This is a genomic window from Achromobacter maghribensis, assembly GCF_057334215.1.
On record NZ_JBHFII010000061.1, the window covers coordinates 176,629 to 180,114 of the forward strand.

Sequence of the window (3,486 nt, forward strand, 5' to 3'; positions counted from 1 at the left end):
CCCCCCCCCCCCCCCCCCCCCCCCCGGGGGTGTCAGCTGGCCGCGGTATCAGCTGGCCTGTTTGGCGCCGGCCACGGATTCGGCTTCCAGGAAGTCCTGGGCAAAGCGCTGCAGCACGCCACCGGCTTCGTAGATGGACACCTCTTCCGCGGTGTCCAGACGGCAGGTGACGGCCACCTGCACGGTCTCGCCATTGCGGCGGTGGATCACCAGCGTCAGGTCGGCGCGGGGCTTGCGTTCGCCGATGACGTCGTAGCTTTCGGTGCCATCCAGGCCCAGCGTCTTGCGGTTCACGCCGGGTTTGAATTCCAGCGGCAATACGCCCATGCCGATCAGGTTGGTGCGGTGGATGCGTTCGAACCCTTCGGCCACGATGGCTTCCACGCCGGCCAGGCGCACGCCTTTGGCGGCCCAGTCGCGCGATGACCCCTGGCCGTAGTCGGCGCCGGCCACGATGATCAGCGGCTGCTTGCGGTCCATGTAGGTTTCGATGGCTTCCCACATGCGCATGACCTGGCCTTCCGGTTCCACGCGCGCCAGCGAACCTTGCTTCACGGTGCCGTCGTCGTTCAGCACCATTTCGTTATAGAGCTTGGGGTTGGCAAAGGTGGCGCGCTGCGCGGTCAGGTGGTCGCCGCGGTGGGTGGCGTACGAGTTGAAGTCTTCTTCGGGCAGCCCCATCTTGTCCAGGTATTCGCCGGCTGCGCTGTCCAGCATGATGGCGTTGGACGGCGACAGGTGGTCGGTGGTGATGTTGTCGCCCAGCACGGCCAGCGGCAGCATGCCGCGCAGCGTGCGGGCGCCTGCCAGCGCGCCTTCCCAGTACGGCGGACGGCGGATGTAGGTGCTTTGGGCGCGCCAGGCGTAAAGCGGGCTGACGCCGGCCTTGCGGTCGTCCTGGATGCCGAACATCGGCGCGTAGACCTTGCGGAACTGCTCGGGCTTGACCGATGCCTTGACCACCGCGTCAATCTCTTCGTCGGTGGGCCAGATGTCTTTCAAGCGGATCTCGCGGCCGTCGGCGCCGGTGCCCAGTACATCGCGTTCGATGTCGAAGCGGATGGTGCCGGCGATGGCGTAGGCCACGACCAGCGGGGGCGAAGCCAAAAAGGCCTGCTTGGCATAGGGATGGATGCGGCCGTCGAAGTTGCGGTTGCCGGACAGGACGGCGGTGGCATAGAGGTCGCGGTCGATGATTTCCTGCTGGATCACGGGGTCCAGCGCGCCCGACATGCCGTTGCACGTGGTACAGGCGAAGGCGACGACGCCGAATCCCAGTTTTTCCAGGTCTTGCGTCAGGCCGGCTTCGTCCAGGTACAGCTGCACGGCCTTGGATCCCGGCGCCAGCGAACTCTTCACCCACGGCTTGCGAGACAGGCCGGCGCGGTTGGCATTGCGCGCCAGCAGGCCCGCCGCGATCACGTTGCGCGGGTTGCTGGTATTGGTGCAGCTGGTGATGGCCGCGATGATGACGGCGCCATCGGGCATCCGGCCCGGTTCGTTTTCCACCACGCCTGAAATGCCGCGCGCCGCCAGGTCGGACACCGGCAGGCGGCGATGCGGATTCGACGGGCCGGCCAACGTGCGCACGACCGTGGACAGGTCGAAGCGCAGCACGCGTTCGTATTCGGCCGTCTTCAAGCTGTCGGACCACAGGCCCGCGGTCTTGGCGTAGGTTTCCACCAATGCGATCTGCTCGTCCTCGCGGCCGGTCAGGCGCAGGTAGTCGATGGTCTGCTGGTCGATCGAGAACATCGCGGCGGTGGCGCCGTACTCGGGCGCCATGTTCGAAATCGTGGCGCGGTCACCCAGCGTCAGGCTGGCGGCGCCTTCACCGTAGAACTCCAGGTAGGCGCCCACCACCTTTTCCTTTCGCAGGAATTCGGTCAGCGTCAGCACGACGTCGGTGGCGGTGATGCCAGGTTGCGCGCGGCCCGTGAGTTCCACGCCGATGATGTCAGGCAGGCGCATCCAGGACGCGCGGCCCAGCATCACGTTTTCGGCTTCCAGGCCGCCCACGCCGATGGCGATGACGCCCAGCGCGTCCACGTGCGGCGTGTGGCTGTCGGTGCCGACCAGGGTGTCGGGGAAGGCCACGCCGTCTTGCGTGTAGATCACGGGCGACATCCGCTCCAGGTTGATCTGATGCATGATGCCGTTGCCAGGGGGCACGACTTCGATATTGCGGAAGGCTTGTTTGGTCCAGTCGATGAAGTGGAAGCGGTCTTCGTTGCGGCGGTCTTCAACCGCACGGTTCTTGGCGAAGGCGTCGGGATCGTTGCCGTCGAATTCCACGGCCAGCGAGTGGTCGACGATCAACTGCACCGGCACCACCGGGTTCACCTTGGCCGGGTCGCCGCCCATGTCGGCAATCGCATCGCGCAGGCCCGCCAGGTCGACCAAGGCCGTCTGGCCCAGGATGTCATGACAGACCACGCGCGCCGGAAACCACGGAAAATCCAGGTCGCGGCGGCGTTCGATCAGCTGCTTGAGCGCGTCGGTCAGCATGGCGGGATCGCATCGGCGGACCAGGTTTTCCGCCAGCACGCGGGACGTGTACGGCAGGCCGGCGTAGGCGCCGGGCGCGATCGCCTCGACGGCGGCGCGCGCGTCGAAATAGTCCAGGCGGGTGCCGGGCAGGGTTTTACGGTACGAGTGATTCATCATGCCTCCGTGCGCCGCAGGTTGCTCTGGGCGATCTGTTGTTCGATGTTGATTCGGGATGCGCGGATATGCCGGCGCATCAGGATTTCGGCCAGCTCGCCGTCGTGGTCCGCGATGGCGTCAAGAATGCGGTGGTGTTCGGCGTAGGCCTGCCGCGGGCGGTTCGGCGTCGTCGAATACTGGATGCGGTACATGCGCGCCAGTTGGTAGAGCTCATCGCAAAGCATGCGGAACAGCATCTGGTTGCCGCTGCCCTTGACGATGCGGTAGTGGAAGTCGTAATCGCCTTCCTGCTGGTAGTAGCCCAGGCCGGCCTGGAAGGCGGCGTCGCGTTCGTGGGCTTCCAGCACGCCGCGCAGTTCGGCGATTTCGGCGGGCGGTATGCGTTCGGCGGCCAGGCGGCAGGCCATGCCTTCCAGCGATTCCCGTATTTCGTAGAGTTCGGACAGCTCTTGCTGCGACAGCGATACGACGCGGGCGCCGGCGTGCGGCACGCGCACCAGCAGCTTTTGGCCTTCCAGGCGGTGCAGGGCCTCGCGCAGCGGTCCCCGGCTGACGCCGTGCTGGCGCGCCAGTTCGGGTTCGGAAATCTTGCTGCCCGGGGCGATTTCGCCTTTGACAATGGCCGCCTGGATCTTCTTGAAGATGTGATCCGACAACGTTTCGCCATCGCCCGGCGGGTGGCCCGGCAACGTCAGCACTTTGCTCATGGTGTCAACAATCTGTCCGGATTTAGCGTAAATATTCGGAATAAGGCGGGCTTGGCCGCCAGATTGTCAACAATTTACCGTGGGTCGCCCCGTAGCGCAAGCGGGCCGAAGG

General features: G+C 65.7%; 2 protein-coding genes. Both read right to left on the reverse strand.

Annotation, left to right across the window (positions count from 1 at the left end; genetic code table 11):
- Positions 1-48 precede the first annotated feature (48 nt).
- Positions 49-2,664, reverse strand: a complete 2,616-nt coding sequence (acnD, locus tag ACE039_RS26875) for a Fe/S-dependent 2-methylisocitrate dehydratase AcnD (protein WP_485824085.1) — start codon at positions 2,662-2,664, stop codon at positions 49-51.
- Positions 2,664-3,374 carry a GntR family transcriptional regulator gene (locus ACE039_RS26880; RefSeq protein WP_485823824.1) on the reverse strand — a complete coding sequence of 237 codons (711 nt, stop codon included), beginning with the start codon at positions 3,372-3,374 and terminating at the stop codon, positions 2,664-2,666. The genes acnD and ACE039_RS26880 overlap by 1 nt, the downstream gene beginning before the upstream one ends.
- Positions 3,375-3,486 lie beyond the last annotated feature (112 nt).

Coding starts and splice junctions, on each gene's coding strand:
- acnD (WP_485824085.1), bottom strand. CDS start 2,664: ATGAATCACTCGTACCGTAAAACCCTGCCCGGCACCCGCCTGGACTAT.
- ACE039_RS26880 (WP_485823824.1), bottom strand. CDS start 3,374: ATGAGCAAAGTGCTGACGTTGCCGGGCCACCCGCCGGGCGATGGCGAA.